The organism is Tateyamaria rhodophyticola, assembly GCF_047777875.1.
Lineage (GTDB): Bacteria > Pseudomonadota > Alphaproteobacteria > Rhodobacterales > Rhodobacteraceae > Tateyamaria.
Window position 1 is genome coordinate 3138758 of the sequence record NZ_CP180519.1, and the last position, 25941, is coordinate 3164698.

Below are 25941 nucleotides of genomic sequence, written 5' to 3' on the forward strand. Positions count from 1 at the left end.
GACACGGATCACTGTTTAGAGCTCTATTCTGTCCAGTAAGGCCAATTTAACATATCCAATGACTTTAGTAGGTCCTTGTAAAACTGACCTGTCGTCCCGTCGTTGCTTGCGTAGGGCGACCAATTTTGAAATCCGCTGTTCCGTACAGCTTCCTCGAGATCAGAGTACTCAAAGTCGTCCTGATCTACGTCCTCAGTATCGCGATAAAGGTGATAATCGTACAAGTTAACCTTCTCACGATTAAACTGCAGACCTTGCGGAAGCACAGTATCCTGAGTTCCGAAGGTCTCTGCCAAAACGACTTTGCTCAAATGGCGGATGCCACTCAAATCAGACGCTGTGAAATTTGCTCCACGCAAAGAAGCAGCCATTTCAAATCCCGCGAACCAACCGCCCGGTTGTGCCGGAATTTTGGCGTGATTAAACTGCGCGCCTGTAAAGTCTGTTCCATAGCACTCAACGCAATTGAGTAGGCTGTAGTTGAACAAAGCGCCATCAAAATTAGCTTGCCCTAGGCGTGCCCCTTCGAACCGGGAGTTGCTAAAGTTGGACCAAGCGAAATCTAAACTCGTGAAATCAACTCCGTCCAGATCGGTAAACTTCAGATTTAGGCGCCAGTTACTTGGTGCCGTAGGTCTAGCGAGTGAATTCAGTTGACCAATTGCCGTTATCGCTACCTGTAAATCTGCCCGTGGCTGTCGACGTTCGAACGGTAAATCAGTGGCGGTCTCGCTTAGAATAGGAAAGTTGACGCGAACATAGTTGGCTAGCAATTCACAAACCGATAGGGCTTCTTGAGGACGTTCAGTTGATGCTAAGCGATACAGTCTGTCAATTGACGCACAGCGGTGCACTATGTCGTCTTGCCACAAAGAAGTCGGTGCTTCATCACTGCGGGCCTCAGTAACCTGTCGGCGAGCGTACAGCCCTTTGGTCGCTTCGTTGATCTTGTCGTTGAATAGACTTTCCTGAGCCGTTTTAGTCTGCGCTTCGGTTAACCTTAGCCGGATCAGCGTAAACGGAAAGGCGACCACCGCACCCAAAACCGCTGTCAGACCGCCGATGCGCAGGACGTAGAAGAGGTAGTCGTTCGTGCGACCCGACGCCATCAGCGTGTCGATGATCAAGCCGAAGAGCCCGAGGATCAGGATGCCGACAAGGGCAGCGTAAAGCACCAAACCCACCAGCATCACCAACGGGTGCAGGCGGCTGAGGCCCATGGCGGCGCGCAGACGATGGAGCGTGCCCTTTTCCCCTTTCGCCTCGGGCAGGGTCAGGTAGACGAGGCCGGAGGCCAGCGTCACCCCCACCAGCGTGATCAGACCCATGGCCAGCGGGCGGGGCAGGGTGAGGGTGTAGGTGAAGGTTTCGTCCATACCCACCACTTTGACGCGAAGGGGCGTCATTGGGAAGGGATGCGCCTTGCGAAAACCGCCTTTTGCGCCTTGCGCCGCTGGCCCCCCGCCCATAGGTTCTGCGAAATTCTGTTGCGGGCCAGAATCCGGCGCGCATATCCGCCTCAAATACAGGACATCTCCATGGAAGCCTTTGGCCAGTTTATCCCCCTGATCCTGATCTTTGCGATCATGTATTTCCTGCTGATCCGGCCCCAGCAAAAGAAGGTCAAGGAGCACGCCGCCATGGTCGAAGCGCTGCGGCGCGGCGATCAGGTGGTCACGCAAGGTGGCCTGATCGGCAAGGTGTCCAAGGTCAAGGAAGACAACGAGGTTGAGGTTGAGCTGGCCGAAGGCGTGAAGGTGCGCGTGGTCAAGTCGACCATCGCCCAGGTGCTGACCAAGACCGAGCCTGCGAAATAATGCTCCAGATTGAAGGCTGGAAACGGGTACTGATCTGGGCGCTGGTGGCGTTTGGGCTGGTGCTGGCGCTGCCCAACGGGTTCTACACCCGCGTGGAACAGCACAATGACGCGGTGCAGGCGATTGAGCTGGGCGCGGATACGGCCGAAAATCAAGCGGCGCGGGCGCAGTGGCCCGATTGGATGCCGTCGAGCCTTGTGAACCTCGGGCTGGATCTGCGCGGTGGTGCGCATCTGCTGGCCGAGGTGCAGGTGGAGGATGTGTATGCGTCCCGGATGGAGGCCAGCTGGCCCGAGATCCGGGATCTGCTGCGCCAGGAGCGGGCGACGATCGGCACGATCCGGTTGCAGCAATCGCCCCCCGATGAGCTGCGCATCCGCATTGGTGAGCCTGCGGGCCTGCAGCGCGCGTTGACGCAGGTGCGGTCGCTCGCGCGGCCCGTGCAGACGCTGACCGGTGTGGGCGCGAATGACATCGTTGTCAGCTCCACCGGCGGCGATACGATCATCGTGCAGCTAAGCGACGAGGAAAAGCTGGCCAGTGACGAGCGCACGGTGCAGCAATCGCTGGAAATCGTGCGGCGCCGGATTGACGAGGTGGGCACGCGAGAGCCGACGATCCAGCGGCAGGGCACGCAGCGGATCCTGATCCAGGTGCCGGGCATCGGATCGGCGGCGGAGCTGAAAGAGATTATCGGCACCACGGCGCAGCTGACGTTCAACCCGGTGGTGAACCGCACGACGGACGCGAATGCGAGTGCCGGGATCGGCAACAAGCTGGTGCCGTCGATTGACGAGCCGGGCACGTTTTACGTGATCGAGAGCGCGCCCGTGGTGACGGGCGAGGACCTTGTGGATGCGCAGCCCGCCTTTGACCAGAACGGCAGCCCGGCGGTGAACTTCCGGTTCAATACGTCCGGGGCGCGCCGGTTTGGCGATTATACGGCGGACAATATCGGGTCGCCTTTTGCCATCGTGCTGGATGACGAGGTCGTGAGCGCGCCCGTGATCCAGAGCCATATTCCGGGCGGGTCAGGGATCATCACCGGCAACTTCAATGTCGAGGAATCGACCAATCTGGCGGTGCTGTTGCGCGCTGGCGCGTTGCCGGCGGAGCTGACATTCCTTGAGGAGCGGACCATTGGGCCGGAACTGGGACAAGACAGCATTGACGCGGGCAAGGTCGCGACCATCGTCGCCTTTGTCGCGGTGCTGGTGTTCATGGCGCTGAGCTATGGTCTGTTTGGCCTCTTTGCGAATATCGCGCTGATCGTGAATGTGGGGCTGATCTTCGGTCTGCTGAGCATGATCGGCGCCACGCTGACCCTGCCGGGAATTGCGGGCATCGTTCTGACCGTGGGGATGGCGGTGGACGCCAACGTGCTGATCTTTGAACGGATCCGCGAAGAGCTGAAGTCGGCGCGCGGTCCTGCGCGGGCGATCGAGCTTGGCTATGAAAAGGCGTTGTCGGCCATTCTGGACGCCAACATCACGACGTTCATTACGGCTGTCATCCTGTTTGCCATGGGCTCGGGACCTGTGCGCGGCTTTGCGATCACGCTGGGCCTTGGCATCCTGACATCTGTGTTCACGGCGATCTTTGTCACGCGCCTGTTGGTGGTGATGTGGTTCGAGCGCAAACGCCCGAAAACGATTGAGGTCTGATGATGCGACTGAAGCTGGTCAAGCAAGGCACGACATTCGACTTCTTCAGCCGCTGGAAGCTGTGGTTGGGCATTTCGGCGCTGATGATGGTGATTGGCTTTGCCAGTTTTGCGCTGCAGGGGCTGAACTTTGGCATCGACTTTCGGGGCGGCACCACGGTGCGAACCGAAAGCACGCAGCCGGTGGACATCGCGCTTTATCGCGATGCGCTGACGCCGCTGAGCCTTGGCGATATCTCGATCACGGAGGTGTTCGACCCGACCTTTGCCGCCGATCAGAACGTGGCGATGATCCGCATTCAGGCGCAGGAAGGGCAGGAGGCGGTGACGCCAGAGACCATCCGCGAGGTGCAGGGCGCTCTGAGTGCGGCGGTGCCGGACATGAAATTCCTGTCGGTGGAATCCGTTGGTCCGAAAGTGTCGGGCGAGCTGATCACCACCGCCGCCATTGCGGTGGTTTTGGCCATCGGCGCGGTGCTGATCTATATCTGGCTGCGGTTCGAATGGCAGTTTGCGCTCGGCGCTGTGGCGGCGCTGGTCCATGACGTGATCCTGACCATCGGCATATTTTCGGAACTGCAGATCAAGTTCGACCTTGCCATTATTGCGGCTCTTCTGACCATCGTCGGGTACAGTTTGAACGACACGGTGGTGGTGTTTGACCGGGTGCGTGAGAACCTTCGGAAGTACAAGAAAAAGCCGCTGGCCGAGGTGCTGAACATCTCGATCAACGAGACGCTGAGCCGGACGGTCATGACCTCGGTCACGACGTTGCTGGCGCTGATCTCGCTTTATGTGCTGGGCGGAGATGTGATCCGCGGGTTCGTGTTTGCGATGATCTGGGGCGTGATCGTGGGGACGTATTCGTCGGTCTTTGTGGCGTCGACGATCTTGCTGTGGCTGGGGGTCAAGCGGAACTGGGACAAGTCCGACCCCAACACCACCGGCAATCAATTCGCGAACGTGGATGCTTGATGCCTATGCCACGGCCCTGGCGCTGCCGGGGCTGTGGTGGTTGGTTGGTGCCATTGTCGCAGCAGGTCTGGTGCGCGGGTTTACCGGGTTCGGGTCTGCGATGATCATCATGCCTGCGGCGGCGTCCGTTCTGGACCCGTTTGCAGCGCTTGTGTTTCTGACCGTTGTGGAATTCTGGGGCCCGCTGCCGAACCTGCCGGCGGCGCTGCGCACCGGGCAGAAGGCTGAGACGCTGCGCCTGTTGCTGGGGGCGGTTGTGGGCCTGCCGATGGGGCTGTGGGCGCTGTCCTACCTCCGTGGAGACGTGTTCGGGTGTCTGGTGTCTGGCGTGGTGCTGGTGTTGCTGGTGCTGGTCATGAGCGGCTGGCGCTACCGCGGTGCGCTGCCGCCCCGTGCGGTTGTGGCGGTGGGCAGTGTGGGCGGGTTTCTGGGCGGTGTGGCGGGGGTGCCAGGGCCGCCTGTGATCATGCTCTACATGGCGAGTGCGCTGCCCATTGCGACGATCCGGGCGAATTTCCTGCTGTACCTGCTGGGCATTGACCTGTTGATGATAACGGTCCTTCTGGGCGCGGGGTTGGTAGATTTGGTGGCGGTGATGGTTGGCGTGCTTCTGGTGCCGCTGTACATGTTGTCCAATGTGGTGGGGGCGTGGGTTTTTGATCCGGGCGCCGAGCGACTTTTCCGCGTGGTGGCCTACCTCGTCATTGCCGCATCCGCTATTCTGGGCCTGCCGCTGTGGGAGTGAAACATGCGTTTGAATGAGATCGAGTTTACAGATGCAAAGCCGGTCGAAGGGTACGGGCCGGGGTTCTTTCGCATCGGTGGCACGGTGATCGAAGGCCCGATGCTGACCGGACCCGCGGGTCCGGTGGCGTGGGGCGGATATGATGATCACGGCGCGCTTCTGGCGCTTGCCGGTCAGATTGACGTGCTATTTCTCGGCACTGGAGCGGATATTGCGCATATACCGGCGGATCTGCGGGCGGCGTTGGATGAGGCGGCGATTGGGGTCGAAGTGATGTCGTCGCCATCGGCGGCACGGACCTACAATGTGTTGCTCAGCGAAGGGCGCCGCATCGCATTGGCCGTACTGCCGGTCTGACGGGGCGGGCAAATTTTGCAAAATTTGCGGGGGCCAGCCCCCCGAGGCTGCGCCTCTCCCCCCGGGATTTTTTGGAACAGAGACGGGGATCGCGGGCTTTTGCGGGTGCGCGCAATGGGTTAGGGCTGTCTTCATGAATGTGACAGTGACCGATCTGGCCGTGGGGCGGGGTGGCGTTCCGCTTTTGGCGGGGGTGTCCTTTGTGCTGCGTCCGGGAGGGGCACTGGTGCTGCGCGGTCCAAACGGATCGGGTAAGACGACGCTGTTGCGGTGCGTGGCGGGGTTGCAGCCCAGCCTCGCGGGCCAGATTGATGGTGCCGAGGAGCGGATTGCCTATGCCGCCCACGCGGACGGATTGAAATCGGCGCTGACGGTGGCTGAAAACCTTGCCTTCTGGGCGGCGGTGTTTGGGCAGTCGGACATCGCGGCAGCCCTTGCGGCGTTCGATCTTAAGGGGCTGGCGACGCGCCGTGCCGGGCAGTTGTCGGCCGGGCAGAAGCGGCGGTTGGGGCTGGCGCGGTTGATGGTCACCGGGCGGCCTGTCTGGGTTCTGGATGAGCCTACGGTGTCGCTCGATGCAGCGTCTGTTGCGCTTTTTGCGGATGCAGTGCGCCTGCATCTGGCGGAGGGCGGCATGGCGCTGATGGCGACTCATATCGATCTGGGACTTGAGGCGGAGGTGCTGGACGTAACGGCATTTCAGGCACGCGCGTCCGCGCTGGCGCACACCGATGAGGTTTTTTTGTGAGGGCGCTGTTCCTGCGTGACTTGCGGCTTGCGTTGCGGGCGGGGGGCGGTTTTGGCCTGGGGTTGGCGTTTTTCCTGATCGTCGTGGTGCTGGTTCCGTTCAGTGTCGGGTCCGACACGGGGTTGTTGTCGCGGATCGCGCCGGGGGTATTGTGGCTGGGTGCGCTGCTGGCCTGCCTGTTGTCGCTGGACCGGCTGTTGGCGGTGGATTTCGAGGACGGCGCTCTGGATCTGCTGGCGACGTCGCCCTTGCCGCTTGAGGGGATTGTCGCGGTCAAGGCGGGGGCGCATTGGGTGACGACCGGCCTGCCGCTTGTGCTGGCGGCGCCGGTGTTCGGCGTTTTGCTCAACCTGCCCACTCAGGGCTATACGGTGTTGGTGGCGAGCCTGTTGCTTGGCACGCCTGCGCTGTCGATGATCGGTGCGTTTGGGGCAGCGTTGACCGTGGGGATCAAGCGGGGGGGATTGCTGCTGTCGCTGCTGGTGCTGCCGCTTTATGTGCCCACATTGATTTTCGGTGCGGAGGCGGCGCGGCGGGCGGCGGACGGGATGGACGCCAGTACCGCTTTGATGTTGCTGGCCGGTGTGAGTGGGGCCGTGCTGGCCTGCATGCCATTTGCCGCAGGGGCGGTTTTACGGGTGAATTTGCGGTAACGTGAATTTACATTGAGCGTGCCGCGCAGGGAGCTTAGATACGACGCCATGTCAGTGTGGGAATATGCCAATCCGGTCAAGTTCTTGGGCCTCAGCGAACGGGTTATGCCGTGGTGTTGGGCCGGGGCTGCGCTGTGCCTTGTGGTGGGCCTGGTTTGGGGCTTTTTCTTTACGCCGGACGACTTTCGGCAGGGCTCCACGGTCAAGATCATCTACCTGCATGTGCCGTCGGCGCTGATGGCAATCAATGCGTGGTTCATGATGCTGGTGGCGTCGCTCATATGGATTGTTCGGCGGCATCACGTGTCGGCGCTCGCGGCCAAGGCAGCCGCACCTGTGGGCATTGTCATGACGCTGATCGCGCTGGTGACCGGTGCGATCTGGGGCCAGCCGATGTGGGGAACTTGGTGGGCATGGGATCCGCGGCTGACCTCGTTCCTGATCCTGTTTCTGTTTTACCTCGGTTATGTGGCGCTGTGGGAGGCCGTGGAAGACCCGGACACGGCGGCGGATCTGACATCGATCCTGTGCCTGGTGGGGACGGTTTTCGCTGTGCTGAGCCGCTATGCGGTGAATTTCTGGAACCAGGGGCTGCATCAGGGGGCGTCCTTGTCGCTGGACAAGGAAGAGAACGTGGCGGACGTGTTCTACTTTCCGCTGCTGGTGTGCATTGGCGGGTTTGTCCTGCTGTTTTTTGCGTTGGTGCTGTACCGGACGGGGACGGAGATCCGCGTGCGGCGCACGCGCGCACTGATTGCACGGGAGGCGCGGCATGCCTGATCTTGGCAAATACGCAGACGCGGTGCTGTCGGCCTATGCAGTGTCGATTGTGCTGCTGGTGGGCATCGTTGTGCTGAGCCTGTGGCGCGGACGCCGGGTGCGGGCCGAGATGGAAGATGTGGAGCGGCGGCAGGATGGCTAAGGTTTCGCCTTTGATGCTGGCGCCGATCGGCATTTTTGCGGCTTTCGTCGCGATGGCCGCAGTGGGCATGTTCCGCGACAACCCCAATGAGTTGCCGTCGACCCGCGTGGGCGGTCCGGCGCCTGCGCTGACGGATGCGCAGCTGGCGGATTTTCCGGCGGTGGGTGCGGGCGATCTGGCGCGCGGGGAAGTGACCCTGGTGAATTTCTGGGCGTCTTGGTGTCCGCCATGCCGGGCGGAGCATCCTAAGCTGTTGGAGATGGCGGCAGGCGGAATGCCGATCATCGGGGTGAATTTCCGCGACACCGAGGGGCCTGCGTCAAGCTATCTGGAAGACGATGGCAATCCATTTGTTGCGGTTGCCTTTGATCCCGCAGCACGGTCGGCCATCGACTGGGGGGTCACAGCCCCGCCGGAGACGTTTATTCTGGATGGCGACGGCACCGTTCTGTACCGGTTTCAGGGGCCGCTGGTCGGGTCGGATTATGAACAGCGGTTTCTGCCAGAGCTGGAAAAAGCGCTATCAAATTGAGCGCCTGACGGCGCATTACATTTTTATCCGCCCTGTTTCTTCTGGCTGAAAATACCACTGCCCGCTGCCCGGCAGGCGGGTTTCCCCGCCGAGAGGTTAGGCTTCTGCGGTTGATGGCGGGAGCCTCCGGCGGGGATTTTTTTGGAACAGAGACGGTGGATCGCGCAGCGCTTTTACTGCGCGATCCCGATTTGGTTCAGGCCGCGGAGGCGAGGTTGCGCAGTACGTAGTGCAGCACGCCGCCATGTTCGATGTATTCGATCTCGATCGCGGTATCGATCCGGCATTTCAGCATGATCTCGTGCACTGTGCCGTCGCCCTTGGTGATGGTGCAGGGCACCTCTTGCAGGGGTTGGATCGTGTCGAGGCCGGAAATGCTCACCGTTTCGTCGCCGGTCAGGCCCAGCGATTTGCGCGTGTCGCCACCCGTGAATTCAAACGGGATCACGCCCATGCCGACGAGGTTCGAGCGGTGGATACGCTCAAAGCTTTCGGCGATGACTGCCTTGACGCCGAGCAGCGCCGTGCCTTTGGCCGCCCAGTCGCGGGACGATCCGGCACCGTATTGTTCACCACCGAAGATGACGAGCGGTGTGCCGTTTTCCTGATGCGCCATGGCGGCGTCAAAGATCGACGTCTGTTCGCCATCGGGCCCTTTGGTGTAGCCGCCTTCCACGCCGTCCAGCATCTCGTTCTTGATGCGGATATTGGCGAAGGTGCCGCGCATCATGATCTCGTGGTTGCCACGACGGCTGCCGTAGGAGTTGAACTCGCGCGGGGCGACCTGGCGTTCGGTCAGGTAGCGACCGGCCGGTGTGCTCTCCTTGAAGGCACCGGCGGGAGAGATGTGGTCGGTCGTGATCATGTCACCGAGCAGGGCCAGCACCTTGGCCCCTTCGATATTGGTGATCACACCCGGTTCCGGCGACATGCCCTGGAAATAGGGCGGGTTTTGCACGTACGTGGAGGTGGGCGGCCAGTCATAGGTCTTCTGGTCCGTGGTTTCCACGCTCTGCCATTTCTCGTCGCCTTTGAAGACGTCGGCATATTTGGTCTGGAACGCCTCGCGCGTCACGGTTGCTTCGACCAGTTCGGCGACTTCCTGGCTGGTGGGCCAGATGTCTTTCAGGAAGACGTCGTTGCCGTCCTTGTCCGTGCCAATCGCATCCTCTGCGAGGTTGATGTCGAGCGTGCCGGCCAGCGCGTAGGCCACCACAAGGGGCGGCGAGGCGAGGTAGTTGGCGCGCACGTCTGGCGAGATCCGACCCTCAAAGTTGCGGTTACCGGACAGGACGGACGTGGCGACCAGATCACCGTCTGCGATGGCCTTGCTGATCTCTTCCTGGATCGGGCCGGAGTTGCCGATGCAGGTGGTGCAGCCGTAGCCCACGAGGTTGAAGCCGATGGCATCCAGATCGTCCTGCAGTTCCGCCGCCTCAAGATAGGCGGACACGACCTGAGACCCCGGCGCGAGCGACGTCTTGACCCACGGTTTACGGTTCAGACCCAGAGCGCGCGCCTTGCGTGCCACGAGGCCAGCACCAATCATCACGTAAGGGTTCGAGGTGTTGGTGCATGATGTGATCGAGGCGATCACGACCTTGCCCGATTCCATGGTGTAATCTTCGCCTTCAACAGCGACTTCCTTGCCCATGGGGCGCTTGAACGTCTCTTCCATTTCCTTGCGGAAGGCTTTCTGACCGTCGGTGAGGGCCACGAAATCCTGCGGGCGTTTGGGGCCCGAGATGGCGGGCACGATGGTGCCCATGTCGAGATGCAGCGTGTCGGTGTAGACGGGCGCATAGTCCGCACCGCGCCAGAACCCGTTTTCCTTGGCATAGGCTTCGACCAGCGCGATGCGGTCCTCGTCCCGGCCGGTGTTGCGCAGGTAGCGCAGGGTCTCATTGTCGATCGGGAAGAAGCCGCAGGTGGCGCCGTATTCAGGCGCCATGTTGGCGATGGTGGCACGGTCCGCAAGCGGCAGACGGTCCAGACCTTCGCCGTAGAATTCGACAAACTTGCCCACAACGCCCTTGGCACGCAGCATTTCCACGACTTTCAGCACGAGGTCGGTGCCGGTGGTACCTTCAACCATGGAGCCGGTCAGCTCGAACCCGATCACTTCGGGGATCAGCATGGAAATGGGCTGGCCCAGCATCGCGGCTTCGGCCTCGATGCCGCCCACGCCCCAGCCTAGGACGGCGGCGCCGTTGACCATGGTGGTGTGGCTGTCGGTGCCCACAAGGGTGTCGGGGTAGGCGACCTGTTCCCCGTTCTGGTCCGCATCGGTCCAGACGGTCTGCGCCAGATATTCCAGGTTCACCTGGTGGCAGATGCCGGTGCCGGGCGGGACCACGCGGAAGTTGTTGAACGCCGACTGGCCCCATTTGAGGAAGGTGTAGCGCTCCATGTTGCGCTCATACTCGCGGTCCACGTTCATCTGGAACGCGCGCGGATTGCCAAACTCGTCGATCATGACAGAGTGGTCGATCACCAGATCAACGGGGTTCAGCGGGTTAATCTTTTCCGGATCCCCACCCAGAGCCACGAGGCCGTCGCGCATCGCGGCAAGGTCCACAACCGCAGGCACACCGGTGAAATCCTGCATCAGCACGCGGGCCGGGCGATAGGCGATCTCGCGCGGGTTCTTGCCGCCATTGGCCCCCCATTCCGCAAACGCCTTGATGTCGTCCACGGTCACGGTCTTGTCATCCTCGAACCGCAGCATGTTTTCCAGCACGACCTTGAGCGCCGCAGGCAGGTTGGAAAAATCCCCCAGACCCGCCTCGGTTGCGGCAGGGATAGAGTAATAGGCAATGGATTGGTCGCCAACGGTGAGCGTCTTGCGCGTTTTGGCCGTGTCGTGTCCGACAGTGATGGGCATGGGAATTCCTTTCCTCGGGCGGATGGGTCATCGACTTGGGGGCGTCTTGCCCCAAGTCCGGCATTCGATCAACTGCAATTGGGGGAGTGCGACGATTTTGTATACCATAGCATACCATTTTTTCAGCAAATGCGCAGGAACGTGATGCGGCTGACACAAATGCTCAACAAACCTTGATTGGTCAAACGCACTGACGTCTCTTAGGTGAGGAGAGCGTCACAAAGATGGCGTCCCCAAAAATGATATGTGCCCTGAGATGAAAAACCTGATCCCTTTGGCCTTTGCCGCCGTGACGGCACTGACGTCGACTGTTGCCGTTGCGCAGTCCCCCGTTGTCGTGGAGCTGTTCACGTCGCAAGGCTGTTCGTCCTGCCCACCGGCGGATGCGCTATTGCATGATCTGGCAGAGCGGGACGACGTGATCGCGCTGGCGCTGCATGTGGATTACTGGGACTATATCGGCTGGAAAGACGAATTCGCGGATCCCGCCTATGCCAAGCGGCAGCGGGGCTATGCGATCGAGGCGGGGCGGCGGTCCGTCTACACGCCCCAGATGATCATCAACGGCGAAACGGATATTGTCGGTGCGCGGCCCATGGAGCTGTCCAAGGTCATCGCGGATCACCTCAAACAGCCGTCACCGGTTGACCTGAATGTCACGCGCGACGGGGACCGTGTCCGAATCCAGGCCACCGCTACAGATGCGAGCGCACCCTATATCGTCCAAATGGTCCGCTACACACCCGCGCGCGAGGCGCGGATCACGCGGGGCGAGAATGCGGGGCACACGCTGACCTATGCCAACGTGTCCGAAGGCTGGAAAATCCTGACCCAGTGGGACGGCACCGTGGCCCTGGATCTTACGGCGGATGCGCCGGGCGACAAGCCGGTTGTGGTGCTGATCCAGATGGGTCCGCATGGGCCGATCGAGGCGGCGGCGCAGCTGCGTTGACGCGGCCCAAAGCAGAAATACAAAGACCTGAATCGCGCAATCCTGCCCAAAATCAAAGATTTCAACGGGTTACGTGATACATGATGTTGCAGGATGTTTGCGGTTTGCTCTAGCGCAGGTCGGCGTCCGACCGCCAGCGTCGCGCAACCCAGAACCATTGTTCAGGATTGGCCCGGATGCGGGCCGACAAACTGTCATTCATCGCCTGCGTCATCGCCAGCGGATCGCTGTGCGGAATCGGTGCCTCCATCTCGCAGTCAAAGCTGAGCCCGTCGGGCGCGCGGGTTCCGTAAAACGGGATCAGAAGCGCGTCGTAGCGCAAGGCCAGTTCAGCGGCAGAGATCGCGGTTTGGGCATCATGCCCCAAAAACTGGAGCGCGGGTTGCCCTTGGGCGTGCTGATCAAACAGCAAAACCAGCTGACCGCCGCCCTTGAGATGCCGCACGAACCCGGCGGTGCCGCGACGACCCTGCGGAAAGACGGGGCCGCCGAAGGACTGCATCGTGCGCACGTAATGGTCGTTGAAATACGGGTTCTTCATCTCGCGGTAGAGGCCGCCAACGGCGAACCCGCGTGACACCAGCGCCGCCCGCACCGCTTCGTAATTGCCGAAATGGCCGGTGACGAGGATGACGGGGCGGCCTTCGCCTGCGGCCTGTTGCATGGCGTCAAAGCCGGGGCCAGTGATGTCGGTTTTTGCCAAACGGGCGAGAAAGGCGCGGGTCGAGTAGTTTTCGATCAGCGTGCGCCCGGCATTGTTGAGGCTGGCGCGGGCGATGCGGTCCTTTTCCGCCTCGGGCAGGTGGGGCAGCACGTAATCGACATGTGCGCGGGCGCGCCGTACATATCCCGCCACGGGTGCCACAAGCCGCGCCATGGCCCAGCCCATGAACCGCACACGCATCGCGTAAGGCAACGCAAGGCCCAGCGTGATGAGCCCCGTGGCCACAGCATTGGTGACCCGGTACATCAGTCGTGTGGCAAAGGGCAGTTCGGCAGGATCTCGGCGCATCTGGAGGCTCGGGCTTCGGACGGGCAGGATCCCGGCGTGGTCCAGACATAAATGCCCGTTTGCGGCGGCACAAGTCAGAGGGCGGGGGCCGCGCAGGATCCGTGCCGCAACGTTGCAGCCCGGCGCCATCAAGCATGGCGCGGGGTCAGGCGTCCTCTTCTTCTTCCTCGACAACCAGCATCAGCTCGCCGCGCGCTTCCATGTCGCGGATGGTGGCGACAACGGCGCCCATCGCCTCTTCGATGTCCTTGGCCTTGGGTGTGCCAGCTTCGGCCACTTCTTCGCGCAGCTGATCGGCCATGCGCGCGGACATATTGGCGAGAATATATTCCGCAGCCGCGTCCATCTCGAGCGAGGGTGCACCGGCGAGCGCCGTGACCAGCGCCTCCTGATCAATGTCGCGCAGGATGCGGGGGATGTCGCGGGCCGCGATGCGGGCGGGGATGTTGGCAAAGGTAAAGATGGCCTTGCGCACCGCGTTGGCGAACCCTTCGTCCTTTTCATCAAGCCCGGCGAGCACGTCGTCCCGCGTCGTGGCCTTGGATGAATTCAGGATCGCACCCACCCGTTCCACCGGCCCGTCGTCAAAGGCACGGATGGGGCGCGCGCCCAGCTGGCTTGCGAGGGACAGCCCGATCCGGTCCACCGCATCCGGGGTCACGGCCCCGGTCTGCGACACGGCATAGGTGATCTGGCGCGCGCGGGGTCCGGGCAACATGCCCAGGAGTTCGGCGGCCTTTTTCACGTCGAGTTTCGACAGCATCACGGCGGCGACCTCGATGCTTTCCTCTTCGAGGACGGTCACCAGAAGGTCGTTGTCCATGTCGCGCAGGCGTTTCCAGGGATCGCCCGCCTCGCGCACGCCCGCCTCCTTGCGCAGGCGCGCGGCGGTTTGCGGGCTGATCTTACCATCCAGCGCATCGAGCGCGCCCGCCATGCCGTTGGAAAAGGTCAGGCCGATCCGCTCCACCTCTTCGGCGAATTCGGCCACGACGTCCTGCAACGTTTCGCGGTCGACGGTCCGCATCTGGCCCATCGCCTTGGTCAATTGGGCCTGCAATTCCTCGGGCAGATCCTCAAGCGGGATATCGGCGCCCTCGTTGATCAACAGGCGCACCACGATGGCCGCCTTGGCCTTGCGGCTGAGCTTGCCATTGCGGATCAAAGGACCACCGCCCGGAAGCAGGGATGCTTGGGCGGCGGGAGCGGGGAGTAGGTTTGTCATGCGCTGCCTCGAACCTCTTTGGTCCGGTTCTGGCAGGCAAAGGTTGAGAAACACTCAATTGCGTGCCTCTCACCTTCGCATTTTACCGCATTCAGTAGTTGTAGGTTGTGCCGGTCTGGATCGCGTTGCGCAGGGACACTTCGGACCAGGTGCCTGCACCGCCGCGGTTCTGGATTTCGCGCAGCTGTTCGAGGGCCGCGACCTTGTCACCCGCGGTCACAAACCCCTGGCCCATATAGGAGCGCGCCAGAATGTTGTCGGGATTGATCTCGATCGCCTGGGTGTAATAGGCGTTGGCCAGTTCCGCACGACCAAGTTTGCGCGCGGTAAAGCCGCGATAGGTCAGCACGCGGTCGCTGAGCTGTTCCGGCATCTCATCGAGGACCTTGATCGCATCCTGATAGCGGCCCGCATAGGCCAGTTCGCGCACGGCCTTGTAGAGCGTGTCGCTGTCCATATAGCCGGTGCGGTCGGGGCGGACGCATTTCTTGATACTGGCATCATACACGCCATTCACAGGCTGCGAGAATTTCACCCACTTGCCGATGTCGGGATCCCACTGGCGGGCCTGAAAGCAGTTCTTGGTGGTTTCGGTCTTGGCCGGCGGTTTGTCATCATCCTTGGCCAACGTGATGGTCGGGGCAAGAGTGGGCAGCGCCAGGGCGGTGGTCAGGATCAGGGCACGCAGCATTTTGAAACTCCGAATTGGGATGCGTTTGGGATATGTACGTTGGTAACCCCAAACGCAGGTGCTTTATGCGATCACGAAACCACCACAATTGTTACAGGGCCGATCAGCCGGTTGTGGCAACGCATGTGTTTGTGGCGGCATCAAAGGTTGTGCCGGGCGCGCAGGACATCGCCTGCTGTTCGTGCTTGCCGTAATTGCAGCCCGCAGCAAAGCCGAGCGTGGGGGCGAGGGTGAGGGCCAGCGCGACGGCGAGGGTCTTGGTCTTCATCTTTCGTCTCCTTCGTGTTCAGGTGACGTAAGGGTAGGGCAAAACCCGCCCGCGACCAAAGGAAAACAAGGGCTGCGCGCAGAGTGTGGACCGATCTGCGCGGTTTGCGGGCGCAGGAGGGGGCGCTGCCCCCGCGCGTGCCGCGCCCCCCCCGTGGTATTTTCAGCCAGAAGAAACGATCAGGTGTCGCCAAAGACGCGGGCAAAGATCGTGTCCACGTGTTTGGTGTGATAGCCCATGTCGAATTTTTCCTCGATCGCGTCGGTGCCGAGGGCTGCGACCACATCCGCATCCGCCAGCAATTCGGCTTTGAAATCGGTGCGCTCTTCCCAGACCTTGAGCGCGTTGCGCTGGACCATGGCATAGGCGTCTTCGCGGCTGACACCGGCCTGGGTCAGGGCCAGGAGCACCCGTTGTGACATCACGAGGCCCGGGAATTTGTTCATGTTGTCGAGCATGTTGTCGGGGAAAATCAGCATCTTGTCGATCACACCCGTCAGGCGCGCGAGCGCGAAGTCGAGCGTGATCGTGGCATCGGGGCCGATCATGCGTTCCACGGAGGAATGCGAGATATCACGTTCGTGCCAGAGGGCCACGTTTTCCATGGCGGGGATCACGGCGGAGCGGACCATTCGGGCGAGCCCGGTCAGGTTTTCCGTAAGCACCGGGTTTTTCTTGTGCGGCATGGCCGACGAGCCTTTTTGCCCCATCGAGAAGAATTCGGCCCCTTCCAGCACTTCGGTGCGCTGCATGTGGCGGATTTCCACGGCGATGTTTTCGATGCTGCTGGCGATCACGCCAAGGGTTGCAAAGAAGGCGGCGTGGCGGTCGCGGGGGATGACTTGCGTGCTGATCGGTTCGGGCACCAGACCCAGCTTGTCGCAGACATGGTCTTCGACCGCCGGATCAATATTGGCGAATGTGCCCACCGCGCCGGAGATTGCACCGGTCGCAATCTCGGCCCGGGCGTCGCGCATGCGGGTGAGGTTGCGGTCCATTTCCGCGAAAAAGCGCGCAAAGGTCAGGCCCATGGTGGTGGGTTCGGCGTGGATGCCGTGGGAGCGGCCAACGCGCAGGGTATCCTTGTGTTCCAGCGCGCGTTTCTTGAGCGCGGCAAGCAGGCCTTCGAGATCGGCAATCAGCAGATCGGCGGCGCGGGTGAGCTGGACGTTGAAACAGGTGTCGAGCACATCCGAGCTGGTCATGCCCTGATGAACGAAACGCGCCTCTTCGCTGCCGACATGTTCGGCGAGGTGGGTGAGAAAGGCGATCACGTCGTGTTTGGTCACGGCCTCGATCTCGTCGATGCGGGCCACGTCGAATTCCACATCCCTAGCCTTCCACACGGCGTCGGCGTTTTCGCGGGGGATCACGCCCAGATCCGCCATGGCGTCGCAGGCATGTGCCTCGATCTCGAACCAGATGCGGAATTTCGTGGCAGGTTCCCAGATGGCGACCATGTCGGGGCGAGAATAGCGGGGGATCATGGGGCACCTTTTTGTGACTGTCGGACGTTGCTGCGCTGCCATAGACTGCGGGCTGACGAACGACAAGATGAAGGCCGGTGGATGAGACGCTTTGCCCTGATGATGGTTGCCCTGTGTGCGCCTGCGCAGGCCGGGACATGGGTGACGTTGGAAGGTGCGGAGATCCGTGCGGCGCTGGAAGGGCGGGACATCATCTATGAAAACGCGCGGCAGGATTTTCGCGCATCGGGGCGCACGCTTTATGTCTTTGGCGGGCGGGACAGCTGGGGATATTGGCGGGTCGAGGGCGACCAGTATTGCAGCCAATGGCCGCCCTCGGACCTGTGGGCCTGTTACGGGGTTGCAGTCTCGGGCAACCGGGTGCGGTTCATCGGGACCGGCGATGACATCACGGAAGGTGTCTATGCCGAGTGAGCGCAGCCTTGCGGATTTTGAGGGCGATTGGACGCTGCGCCGGGACATTTTCCATGCGGATGGCACGGTGGGGCGGTTTGACGGCACGGCGCAGTTTGTCCCGGACGCGGGCGGGTTGGCCTATGTGGAGCGGGGCCTGTTGCGTCTGGGGGCGGGGTCGGGAATGAGCGCCGAGCGGCGGTATCGCTGGGACGCGGATCTGGCTGTGTACTTCGACGACGGGCGGTTTTTCCACCATGTGCCGGCGCAAGGGGGGGTGACGGCGCATTGGTGCGATCCGGATCAGTACGACGGGCGGTATGATTTTGGCGAGTGGCCCGGATTTTCGGTGGAATGGCGGGTGCGGGGACCGCGCAAGGATTACCGCATGGTGTCCCGCTATGACCGGTCGGGCAGTGCCTGAAACGCGCGGCGATTGGGGCAGAACGCCGGAGCGGCGGGGCAGGTGACAGACAGGGCCTGCAACGCCGCGCACGCGTCCCGGCCCGGACAGGCGGCACAGCGCAGGATCATGGCGCGCAGACGCAAGGCGTGGGGTGCGGTGGCCTGTGGGCCAGGAGATGTCTTGTTGAGCCGCGTCATCATCCCGGAGACGCGGGCGGCGGCCTGGCCCAAGCGGCGTGTGGGGCACATAGGGGGCTCCTGATTTAGCGATCTGGTTGGTGTAATGCGGCGCATCGTGGGTGTCCTTGACATGCATCAAGGGCCTTTCGCACTTGCAGAAATGCAGGCAGCTTGGCACAAGACGCGCAAGAAAACGACAGATCGGTGAGGGCCAATCATGGAAAACACGTGGAATAACAAAGTGCTGAGCGATGTCTTTGGCTCAGATGCGGGGACCGCGCTGCGCGTCAAGCAAGTGGCGCTGGTGGCGCTGGGCGTGGTTGCGCTGGCGATTGCGGCGAAAATCAAAGTGCCGATGTGGCCCGTGCCGATCACCATGGGCACCTTTGCGGTGCTGACCATCGGGGCGGCCTATGGCGCCCGTCTGGGCCTGGTGACGATCCTCGGTTACATGATCGTGGGCGCCCTCGGGTTTGACGTGTTTGCCGGGTCGTCGGCGGAGAAATTTGGCCTCACCTACATGATGGGCGGCACGGGCGGTTACCTTGTGGGCTATGTGCTGGCCACTGTGGCGCTTGGTGCGCTGGCGCAGCGCGGCTGGGACCGGTCGGTGCTGTGGATGGCGCTGGCGATGCTGATCGGCAACGTGCTGATTTATGTGCCGGGCCTTCTGTGGCTGGGTCAGCTTTATGGTTGGGACAAGCCGATCCTTGAATGGGGTCTGACGCCGTTCCTTGTGGGCGATGCGATCAAGCTGGCGCTGGCGGCGATTGTGCTGCCTGCAGCCTGGGCACTGGTGGGCCGCGCGCGCGGCTGATCCGACATCCTGATCCAACGGAAAGGCGCGGACCCCTGGCGGGGCCCGCGCCTTACTTCATTCTGGGGACGGGTTGCGATCTGAGCCCTTCGGGGGTCAGGTGGTTTCAAGCTCGGACGTGTGCGCCGGTGCCAGTTCGGTGATGACCGTCGCGCTGCGTTCCAGCGTGCGGTGCACGGGGCATTTGTCCGCAATTTCCAACAGCCGTGCCCGTTGCGCGTCATCAAGCGCGCCGGTCAGCGTGATCTTGCGTTTCCATTCGTCGACCTTGTCGCCGATGCCGGCATCCGCGTCCTGCGCGTGCACCTTGTTGTGGTTCACGTCCACCGATACGTGATCCAGCGGCCAGTCCTTGCGACGGGCATACATCCGGATGGTCATGGAGGTGCAGGCGGCGAGGCCGGCACTGACCAGACCGTAGGGCGACAGGCCCTTGTTCGTGCCGCCATAGGCGCGCGGTTCATCCGCGAGGATGTGGTGGCGGGTGCCGTGGGTGATATCCTGCAGAAAGCCTTTGGGGTCCGCTTCGGCGCTGCGCACGATGCCTTCGGGGGCACCGATGGGCGGGGCGGGCGGCTTGAGCGAGAGGTATTTCTTGGCCCATGTGGCGACGATGTCCGCGGCATATTCCGCGTGTTCGCCGCTGGTGATCAGGTGGTCGGCGTCGTCGAGGGTGACAAAGCTCTTGGGGTGTTTGGCGGCCAGGAAGATGTTGCTGGCGTTGTCGATGCTGACGATGCTGTCGCGCGGGGCGTGCAGGACCAGCAGGGCCGCATTCAGCCGGGCGATGGCGGGTTGCAGGTGCTCTTCGGCGACGTCATCGACAAAGGTTTTGCCGATCCGGAAGGGACGCCCGCCCAGAGACACCTCTGCTTCGCCCTTTTCCGCGATTTCGGGCAGGGCGTCGGCAAAGTTGTGGGTGACGTGGCCGGGATCAAAAGGCGCGCCGAGCGTGGCAACCGCCTTGATCTGGTCGAGGCCAGCGGTGGCCTTGAGAACGGCGGCCCCGCCGAGCGAATGGCCGATCAGCAGGCTGGGCGCCATGTCGCGGCTGTTGAGATAGGCAACCGCCTGTTCGAGGTCCTGCACATTGGAGGTGAAGCTGGTGTTGGAGAACTCGCCGGCGCTGTGGCCCAGCCCGGTAAAGTCGAACCGCAGCACCGCGATGCCCATCGTCGTCAGACGGGCAGCGATCCGGCGGGCCGCCGGGATATCCTTGCCACAGGTAAAGCAGTGGGCAAACACCGCAGTGGCGAGGTGCGGGCCCTCGGGCAGGTCGAGGCGTGCATCAAGCGTGCCTGCATGGCCGGGAAAGGTGATACGTTCAGTCGGCATTGTCTGGTCTCCTGTTGCGCTACAGGATGGGGGTTTCGCCGCGCCTAGGGAAGGGGATGTAATGTGCCCTCACGCGGAGGTGTTGTTTGCAGCAAGCGCTTACCCGGCCATTTTGCTGTTCGGCCCCGTGACCTGCCAGCTGTCCCATGTGCCATTTATCCAGCCAATCGCGTCCTTCAGCGGCATGGGCCGGGCAATACCGTAGCCCTGAAAGCAGCGCCCGCCCGCGGCCATGATCGTTTCAATCTGTTCATGGGTTTCGGCCCCTTCGGCGATCACATCCACCCCCAGCTTGCTGGCCAGATCGATTGTGGCCATCACCACGTGATGCGCCTTTTCGTCCCGGTCCACGGCGGATGTCAGCTGGCGGTCAATCTTGATCCCGTGCACCGCAAGCGACGCCAGATGGGCCAGCCCCGCATGCCCGATCCCGAAATCATCCAGCAGCATGGTAAAGCCCGCCTCGCGCAAGCGCTCAAGCTGGCGCGCGACGGCGTCGTTGGAGGCAAGTGTAACGACCGTGGTTTCCAGCACCTCGATCGACAGGCGCGATGGCATGAACGATGCCTCGGCGGTGCGGGTGATCAGCTCATCCGGGATGGTGGCATTGCGCAGGGCGGAGGTCGACAGGTTGATCGAAATGCCCACATCGCTCAGCCCTGCGTCATCAAGCACGCTCAGCGATTGCACCGCGTGTTCGATCACGAGGAAGTCCAGTTCCGAAATCAGACCCAGCCGCTCCACATGCGGCAGAAACACCGCCGGAGAGATCATGCCCATGGACGCATGTTCCCACCGCGCAAGCATCTCAAGACGCACGACCTGATGCGCATAGGTGTCCACGATGGGTTGAAAATGAAACGTGAATTCCGAACGTTCGATAGCCCGCGCCACCTCGCGCTGCATCTGCTGCTGTTCGACAAAGGCGCGGTGCAGCGCAGTGTCATAGCCGGCAATCCGCTCCGGTTTCTTCTGTTTCGCGGAATAAAGCGCCACGTCTCCGCGGTTCAGGATCTCGTCCGCCTCGGACACGCCTGCGGGGGCGAGGACCGCGCCCACGGAAATCGAAGTCTGGATTTCCCCGGATTGCCAGGTCATGGGCTCGCGCGCCTCGGCGCGCAGGCATTTGCCGATGGCCAGAGCCTTGTCCAGATCGGCGATGCCCGGGATCAACAAGGTGAATTCATCCCCGCCGACCCGCGCCAGTGTCCAGTCATCACCCGCCATCTTGCGCAGCACATCGGCGAAATGGATCAGGATGTGATCGCCCGCGGCATGCCCATAGGTGTCGTTGATCGCCTTGAAATCGTTCATGTCGATCTGCAACACGGCAAAGGGTTCGCCGCGCGCCATCAACGCCTCAAGCGCGGCCCAGAGGCTGGCGCGGTTCTCAAGCCCCGTCAACGCGTCCTCATTGGCCAGTTTTTCGAGGTTCTCTTGCGCCGCAAGCAGCGCGTTTTCGCGCTTCAACCGGTCGCTGATGTCGCGCCCGGCAAGCAGGTAGCGTGTGTTGGCGCCGTCCTGGACCACGGCATGGCTGAATTCATGCATGAACCGGGTGCCGTCCCCGCGCATGTTGATCCGCTGCGTCAATGTGCTGAACCGCGCATCGGAGGGATCAAAGCGGAATGCGGCAATCTCTTCGGGCGGCATCGCCTCTTCCGGGGGCAATGCGAATTCGAATGCGGACCGGCCAATCATCTCTTCCGGGGCGCGCCGCATATTCGTGCAATAGGCATCGTTGACCCACACCACGGTCCCGTCTTCGCTCATCAACACAAGCCCATCGCTCGCGTTTTCGGAAATGGCCCGAAAGGTGCGGGCCGCGCGCTGGTAATTGTGGATCTGGCGCAGCGCATAGGCCAGAAGCCCGGCCACGGCCGACGCCAGCACTATGTAAATCGCGATTCGCGCGTCCATGGGCACCCTCCGAAAGATGGGTTGAACGCTACGGCGAGACGGAAAATGAATGGTTTAGGTTTCGGGTTTTACACAAATACCGCAGACTTTTCCGCGCTCAGGCCTGCCCCATCAATGCGGGATCGAACGGGTAGGTGATCAGGTTTTCAAACCCGTCTTCTGTCACCAGCACCTGATCCTCCAGCTTGATGGTGAAATCGCCGCCGACCTCACCCACGGCCGCCTCGACACACAGGACCATGCCCGGCTCCAGCGCATAGTCGAACGCGCCCGGCACTGCCTTGTCCGGGTAGGCCACAAGCGGCCATTCATCACACAAACCCACCCCGTGCATCAGGCAGCCGTATTTCTGCGCCTGAAACCTGTCGTCCAGAACATGGGTGTTTGCGGTCAGTTCCGGGATGGTCACACCGGGTTTGATCATCTCCATGTTCTGCATGATGTGCTCATGCGCGTGTTGCATCGCATAAACCATGTCGGGGCGCGGCTTTTCATCGCCGATCCACCAGCTGCGCGAGATATCGACACAGATGCCATAGCTGCCCACAAGGTCGGTGTCGAAAGAGATGATCTCGTTGCGCTGGCACACGCGGGGGCCGCATTCCTGAAACCACGGGTTGGTGCGGGGGCCGGAGCTGAGCAGGCGGGTTTCGATCCATTCTCCGCCGCGCCTGATGTTTTCGGCGTGCAGCACGGCCCAGACGTCATCCTCGCACGTGGTGCCGTCGCCGACATTGGCACGGGCGAAATCCTCCATGCCCTGCACCGCCGCCTCACAAGCATGCACGGCGCAGCGCATGGCCAGGATCTCATCCGGTCCTTTGACAGAGCGGGACTTTTCGGTGACTTCCTCACCGTCCATGACCGTCAGCCCCTGCGCCTCAAGCGCGCGCAATCCGTGCACCATCGGCTTGTCGACGGCCAGGCGTTTCAACCCCGGCGCGTGTTCCTCGAGCAGCACGCGGACCTCGTTGGCAAAGACATCCGCCGCCACGTCCACCTTGTCGCCCCGGTCGAAATAGAACAGGTCCGCGCCCGAGCGGACCTCGCGCACCAGCGGGTTGAAGGAGCTGAGAAACGGCGCGTTCTTGTAATCCCAGATCACCATGTGCCCATCCGCACAGACCAGCACGGCGCGAAACGGGTTGTGCGTGTTCCACAGCTGCATATTCGTGCTGTCGGTGGCGTAGCGGATGTTGAGCGGGTCAAACACCAAAAGCCCGGCATAGTCGCGGTCTACGATATGCTGCGTCAGCCGCCGCCACCGGTGTTCACGCATCGCCGCGAGATTGGGCAAGGTCAGCCCCGCCGCCTGCCACGCCCGCTGGGTTTCCAGCGGCGGGCCAATCTCGATCCGGTCGCAATCATTGGGGGTGCCGTCGGGCAACGTGGTGCCCCGGTTGGGATCAATCTTGCGGGTGTCGCGGTAATGCTGGTTCATGTTGGCCTCCCTTGGACGTAGACTGGCAAGGCAGCGACGCGCGGTGTTGCCGAAATGCGACCTCGGAGCGCGTCGTTTTCTGGAGGGGTCATGGCGTTTGAGACGGACCGAGACGTGGTGCAGGCCGCATTGCTCAGAGATCCGGCCTGTGCCGGGTTGCACCTGCCGGAGGCGCCGGGCGAGGCGCAGACGGCTGATGATTTCCTGTTGTCGATGATGCGCTGTGTGGCGCAGGCGGGCAATGGGCACAGCCGGGTGATCCCGAACGCCGCCATCAAGGTCTGGCCGGTGCGCATCGTTGCGCGGGGGGCCGGTTTTGGCATCGTTCAGGGCGATCAGGTGATCCCGCTGCACAAGGTGAATGATGTGCCGGTTGCCGATTGGCTGGACCGGTTTCGCCCGTTTCTGGGGGGTACGGCGGGGCGCCAATCCGTGATTGGCGCGATCCTTCTGGCCTGGCCCGCCGCACTTGGCGCCGACCGGGTGCGGTATGAGACAGAGGCCGGCATATGGGCGTTTGGGCCGGATGACACCGTGCCTGCGCCCCCGCTTTATCCGTCGTCCGACACCGGCATGGCGGATCCGGCAGCGGGGGCGGCGATGGACCCGGTGACGGCCACGTGGGACGATCCGATCTGGAGTATCCGCGCGGCGCGCTTCGATATCCCCTGGCCCGATGACGTGCTCGAGACGGTCATGACGCGCACCGATGCGCCTCTGCTGTTCGATCTGCGGGGCAATACGGGCGGGGATTTTACCCGCATTCTGCCCCTGATGGATGCGCTCAAGGCCGGGTGGCGCGGCGGGCGCTGTGCGGTCCTTGTGGATCGGTTCACCTTTTCGGCCGCCATCGTGGCGGCGGTGCTGTTGCAACATCACCTTGGCGCGCGTCTGTTCGGGGAAGAGATGGGCGACGGGCTGCGGTTCTGGGCCGAGGGCGATACGGCGCTTTTGCCCGACACCGGCGCGCATCTACGCTGGTCGAGCGCGTGGCATGACTGGGAAACCGGCCAGCCAGACGACACCACCCCGCCCGAGATCCGACAGCATATGGTGGCGACGGGTCCGCTGAACATATCGCCCTGTGACGACGGCGCGGCTGCGCGGGCGTGGGTTCTGGGATGATCTGGCGGTGGTGCGTGCGCTGTGGCACATCCATGCCATGACCGCTGTGCTGCACACCCATCTGCCGGATGACATGCGCGCGGCCCGTTCTTTGCCGGGTATTCAGCCGGAGCGCGGGCCGTGGTTGCGCGTCGACGAAGCCTATGCCGCGCAGATGCAGCGGCGGCTGGAGGTGATGCGCGATCACGCGGGGGAGGTCCTCTATCTTGAGCCGGAGGCGCGGCCTGCGGCACTGGAACTGCTGGAGCATGTGGTGGCGCTGCTGCCGTCGCTTGGGTTTGAGGTGGCCGGGGACCGCGTGCAGTGCCCTGACGGGCGCGGGGTGGATTTGGACCCCGATGCGCCGATGGCCACATTGGGCCGGCTGTGTCAGAACGATTTTGTGCTGATGGAGCAGCGTAGGGCCGAACATGTGCTGACGGGTGCGGTGCTGTGTTTTCCCGCCTCGTGGCGGCTGTTGGAAAAGGCGGGGCGGCCTTTGACGGGTATCCACGTGCCGGTGGACGAGTATGACGACGATGTCGCGCGACGGGTGCAGCGGCTCTTTGACGGGATCCAGGTCGGGCGACCGCTCTGGCGGTTCAATCAGCTTTGGTATCAGGATCCGGAATTGTACCAGCCCCGTTCTCGCACCGAACCGCGCCGGGTGGGCGCGGGGTCGCGGGACGGCCCCTTTTACCGGACCGAGCGGCAGACGCTGGTGCGCCTGCCGCAGAGCCGTGCGGTGGTGTTTGCCATCCACACGCTTGTGTTGGCGCGTGGGGACGTGCCGCCGCTGGCTTAGCCGCCGGACCACGCATCGAAGATCACCACATGGGGCTGCCCGTTGGACGTGGCCCGCGGGCTACGCCCCGCTGGGCTGACCACGCAATTGACCTGCTGACGCAGGCAAGAGAAGTGCGTGGATGTGACCACGTCCACGGGATGATCAAACCGCAAGGTCAGCGCGTAGTAGCCCTGAGCCATTGTGCGCGCGGCCTTGATGCGGCCCGCAAAGCGGTGCCCGAGATAGCGCCCGGCGACCCGTTGGCCGGGGCGGTATGCCGGTTGGCCATGATCGCGCGCGCGGGCGCTGAGCGTGTTCCAGTCGCGCGCACCCCATTGGTGCGCCACGGCCTCGAGCGCCTGCGCATGGGTGCAGGGCCGCCCGGCCGCCAGAAGTGATGTGCGCATGCGCCTGGCCTGTGCCTTGAGCGCATCGCGGGAAGGAAGGGGGATATCCATATCCGTCTCCGTATCATCGGTCGCGATGATCTCTTGAGGGCTCCGCATTGCCTTGAGGGGCGACCTTGAAAAGGAAGGATATGTCTCAGGACTTCACCAAAGGTGCGGAGGGCAGGGGCCTGAACCCTGCGCGCCTTTTAGGCGGAGTTTTGCGCTATGGCAACCCGGCC

The 25941-nt window shown here is 62.5% G+C and carries 28 protein-coding genes; 16 read left to right on the forward strand and 12 right to left on the reverse strand.

Going from position 1 to position 25941, the window contains the following annotated elements; all coding sequences use genetic code 11:
* Positions 1–23: 23 nt before the first annotated feature.
* Entirely contained in the window at positions 24–1406 is a 1383-nt protein-coding gene (locus ACERHN_RS16905) for a pentapeptide repeat-containing protein (RefSeq protein WP_415920192.1), read from the reverse strand.
* A 132-nt stretch (positions 1407–1538) separates the two neighbouring features.
* Here ACERHN_RS16905 and yajC point away from each other — a divergent pair, with 132 nt between their 5' ends.
* From yajC to ACERHN_RS16955, 10 genes are all read left to right on the forward strand, one after another.
* On the forward strand, positions 1539–1817 hold the full coding sequence (yajC, locus tag ACERHN_RS16910; RefSeq protein ID WP_299692965.1) for a preprotein translocase subunit YajC: 279 nt from the start codon (positions 1539–1541) through the stop codon (positions 1815–1817).
* Positions 1817–3481, forward strand: coding sequence for a protein translocase subunit SecD (gene secD, locus ACERHN_RS16915; RefSeq protein ID WP_415920193.1), 1665 nt, complete (start codon positions 1817–1819; stop codon positions 3479–3481). Before yajC ends, secD begins: the two co-directional genes overlap by 1 nt.
* 2 nt (positions 3482–3483) lie before the next feature.
* Positions 3484–4455 (forward strand): protein translocase subunit SecF, encoded by a 972-nt coding sequence (gene secF / locus ACERHN_RS16920; protein WP_415922757.1) that lies wholly within the window; start codon positions 3484–3486, stop codon positions 4453–4455.
* Positions 4448–5200, forward strand: a complete 753-nt coding sequence (locus tag ACERHN_RS16925; protein WP_415920194.1) for a TSUP family transporter — start codon at positions 4448–4450, stop codon at positions 5198–5200. The genes secF and ACERHN_RS16925 overlap by 8 nt, the downstream gene beginning before the upstream one ends.
* 3 nt (positions 5201–5203) lie before the next feature.
* Positions 5204–5557 (forward strand): Mth938-like domain-containing protein, encoded by a 354-nt coding sequence (locus tag ACERHN_RS16930; protein ID WP_415920195.1) that lies wholly within the window; start codon positions 5204–5206, stop codon positions 5555–5557.
* Between the two features lie 133 nt (positions 5558–5690).
* Positions 5691–6305: a heme ABC exporter ATP-binding protein CcmA gene (gene ccmA, locus ACERHN_RS16935; RefSeq protein ID WP_415920196.1), complete on the forward strand. Its 615-nt coding sequence runs from the start codon at positions 5691–5693 to the stop codon at positions 6303–6305.
* Positions 6302–6958: a heme exporter protein CcmB gene (gene ccmB, locus ACERHN_RS16940; RefSeq protein WP_415920197.1), complete on the forward strand. Its 657-nt coding sequence runs from the start codon at positions 6302–6304 to the stop codon at positions 6956–6958. Before ccmA ends, ccmB begins: the two co-directional genes overlap by 4 nt.
* Before the next feature lie 48 nt (positions 6959–7006).
* Complete coding sequence (locus tag ACERHN_RS16945; protein WP_415920198.1) at positions 7007–7738, forward strand: heme ABC transporter permease; 732 nt, start codon at positions 7007–7009, stop codon at positions 7736–7738.
* On the forward strand, positions 7731–7880 hold the full coding sequence (gene ccmD / locus ACERHN_RS16950; RefSeq protein ID WP_415920199.1) for a heme exporter protein CcmD: 150 nt from the start codon (positions 7731–7733) through the stop codon (positions 7878–7880). Before ACERHN_RS16945 ends, ccmD begins: the two co-directional genes overlap by 8 nt.
* Positions 7873–8412, forward strand: a complete 540-nt coding sequence (locus tag ACERHN_RS16955; RefSeq protein ID WP_415920200.1) for a DsbE family thiol:disulfide interchange protein — start codon at positions 7873–7875, stop codon at positions 8410–8412. Before ccmD ends, ACERHN_RS16955 begins: the two co-directional genes overlap by 8 nt.
* Before the next feature lie 196 nt (positions 8413–8608).
* On the opposite strand, the gene acnA is transcribed toward ACERHN_RS16955, so the two are convergent.
* Complete coding sequence (acnA, locus tag ACERHN_RS16960; protein ID WP_415920201.1) at positions 8609–11296, reverse strand: aconitate hydratase AcnA; 2688 nt, start codon at positions 11294–11296, stop codon at positions 8609–8611.
* A 256-nt stretch (positions 11297–11552) separates the two neighbouring features.
* Here acnA and ACERHN_RS16965 point away from each other — a divergent pair, with 256 nt between their 5' ends.
* Complete coding sequence (locus ACERHN_RS16965; RefSeq protein WP_415920202.1) at positions 11553–12248, forward strand: DUF1223 domain-containing protein; 696 nt, start codon at positions 11553–11555, stop codon at positions 12246–12248.
* Positions 12249–12357: 109 nt separating this feature from the next.
* Here ACERHN_RS16965 and ACERHN_RS16970 read toward each other — a convergent pair whose 3' ends face one another.
* The 5 genes from ACERHN_RS16970 to purB form a co-directional block, all read right to left on the reverse strand.
* Entirely contained in the window at positions 12358–13260 is a 903-nt protein-coding gene (locus ACERHN_RS16970) for a lysophospholipid acyltransferase family protein (protein WP_415920203.1), read from the reverse strand.
* Positions 13261–13405: 145 nt separating this feature from the next.
* A complete protein-coding gene (locus ACERHN_RS16975; RefSeq protein ID WP_415920204.1) occupies positions 13406–14485 on the reverse strand; it encodes a flagellar motor switch protein FliG in 1080 nt (359 codons plus the stop codon).
* A gap of 91 nt (positions 14486–14576) precedes the next feature.
* A complete protein-coding gene (locus ACERHN_RS16980; protein ID WP_415922758.1) occupies positions 14577–15173 on the reverse strand; it encodes a tetratricopeptide repeat protein in 597 nt (198 codons plus the stop codon).
* Positions 15174–15279: 106 nt separating this feature from the next.
* A complete protein-coding gene (locus ACERHN_RS16985) occupies positions 15280–15444 on the reverse strand; it encodes an adenylosuccinate lyase (RefSeq protein ID WP_415920205.1) in 165 nt (54 codons plus the stop codon).
* A 179-nt stretch (positions 15445–15623) separates the two neighbouring features.
* Entirely contained in the window at positions 15624–16931 is a 1308-nt protein-coding gene (gene purB / locus ACERHN_RS16990; protein ID WP_415920206.1) for an adenylosuccinate lyase, read from the reverse strand.
* Positions 16932–17012: 81 nt separating this feature from the next.
* Between purB and ACERHN_RS16995 the strand changes: the two genes are divergently transcribed.
* Positions 17013–17345, forward strand: coding sequence for a hypothetical protein (locus tag ACERHN_RS16995; RefSeq protein ID WP_415920207.1), 333 nt, complete (start codon positions 17013–17015; stop codon positions 17343–17345).
* The gene (locus ACERHN_RS17000; RefSeq protein WP_415920208.1) at positions 17335–17748 is read left to right on the forward strand and encodes a DUF6314 family protein; all 414 of its coding nucleotides are present in this window, start codon (positions 17335–17337) and stop codon (positions 17746–17748) included. Before ACERHN_RS16995 ends, ACERHN_RS17000 begins: the two co-directional genes overlap by 11 nt.
* Here the strand turns inward: ACERHN_RS17000 and ACERHN_RS17005 are convergent.
* Positions 17724–17978: a DUF6455 family protein gene (locus ACERHN_RS17005; protein WP_415920209.1), complete on the reverse strand. Its 255-nt coding sequence runs from the start codon at positions 17976–17978 to the stop codon at positions 17724–17726. The genes ACERHN_RS17000 and ACERHN_RS17005 overlap by 25 nt on opposite strands.
* Positions 17979–18126: 148 nt before the next feature.
* Here ACERHN_RS17005 and ACERHN_RS17010 point away from each other — a divergent pair, with 148 nt between their 5' ends.
* On the forward strand, positions 18127–18726 hold the full coding sequence (locus ACERHN_RS17010; protein WP_415920210.1) for a biotin transporter BioY: 600 nt from the start codon (positions 18127–18129) through the stop codon (positions 18724–18726).
* Between the two features lie 96 nt (positions 18727–18822).
* On the opposite strand, the gene ACERHN_RS17015 is transcribed toward ACERHN_RS17010, so the two are convergent.
* The 3 genes from ACERHN_RS17015 to dddP all read right to left on the reverse strand — a co-directional run bounded on the left by ACERHN_RS17015 (position 18823) and on the right by dddP (position 23422).
* Positions 18823–20061 (reverse strand): alpha/beta fold hydrolase, encoded by a 1239-nt coding sequence (locus ACERHN_RS17015; RefSeq protein WP_415920211.1) that lies wholly within the window; start codon positions 20059–20061, stop codon positions 18823–18825.
* Positions 20062–20160: 99 nt separating this feature from the next.
* On the reverse strand, positions 20161–21981 hold the full coding sequence (locus tag ACERHN_RS17020; protein ID WP_415920212.1) for a putative bifunctional diguanylate cyclase/phosphodiesterase: 1821 nt from the start codon (positions 21979–21981) through the stop codon (positions 20161–20163).
* Positions 21982–22078: 97 nt separating this feature from the next.
* On the reverse strand, positions 22079–23422 hold the full coding sequence (dddP, locus tag ACERHN_RS17025) for a dimethylsulfonioproprionate lyase DddP (protein ID WP_415920213.1): 1344 nt from the start codon (positions 23420–23422) through the stop codon (positions 22079–22081).
* 90 nt (positions 23423–23512) lie between these two features.
* Between dddP and ACERHN_RS17030 the strand changes: the two genes are divergently transcribed.
* Both ACERHN_RS17030 and ACERHN_RS17035 read left to right on the forward strand, forming a co-directional pair.
* A complete protein-coding gene (locus tag ACERHN_RS17030) occupies positions 23513–24547 on the forward strand; it encodes a peptidase S41 (RefSeq protein ID WP_415920214.1) in 1035 nt (344 codons plus the stop codon).
* Positions 24507–25331 carry a heme-dependent oxidative N-demethylase family protein gene (locus tag ACERHN_RS17035; RefSeq protein WP_415920215.1) on the forward strand — a complete coding sequence of 275 codons (825 nt, stop codon included), beginning with the start codon at positions 24507–24509 and terminating at the stop codon, positions 25329–25331. Before ACERHN_RS17030 ends, ACERHN_RS17035 begins: the two co-directional genes overlap by 41 nt.
* Here the strand turns inward: ACERHN_RS17035 and ACERHN_RS17040 are convergent.
* Positions 25328–25819 carry a glyoxalase superfamily protein gene (locus tag ACERHN_RS17040; RefSeq protein ID WP_415920216.1) on the reverse strand — a complete coding sequence of 164 codons (492 nt, stop codon included), beginning with the start codon at positions 25817–25819 and terminating at the stop codon, positions 25328–25330. The two genes, ACERHN_RS17035 and ACERHN_RS17040, sit on opposite strands and share 4 nt — an antisense overlap.
* Positions 25820–25941 lie beyond the last annotated feature (122 nt).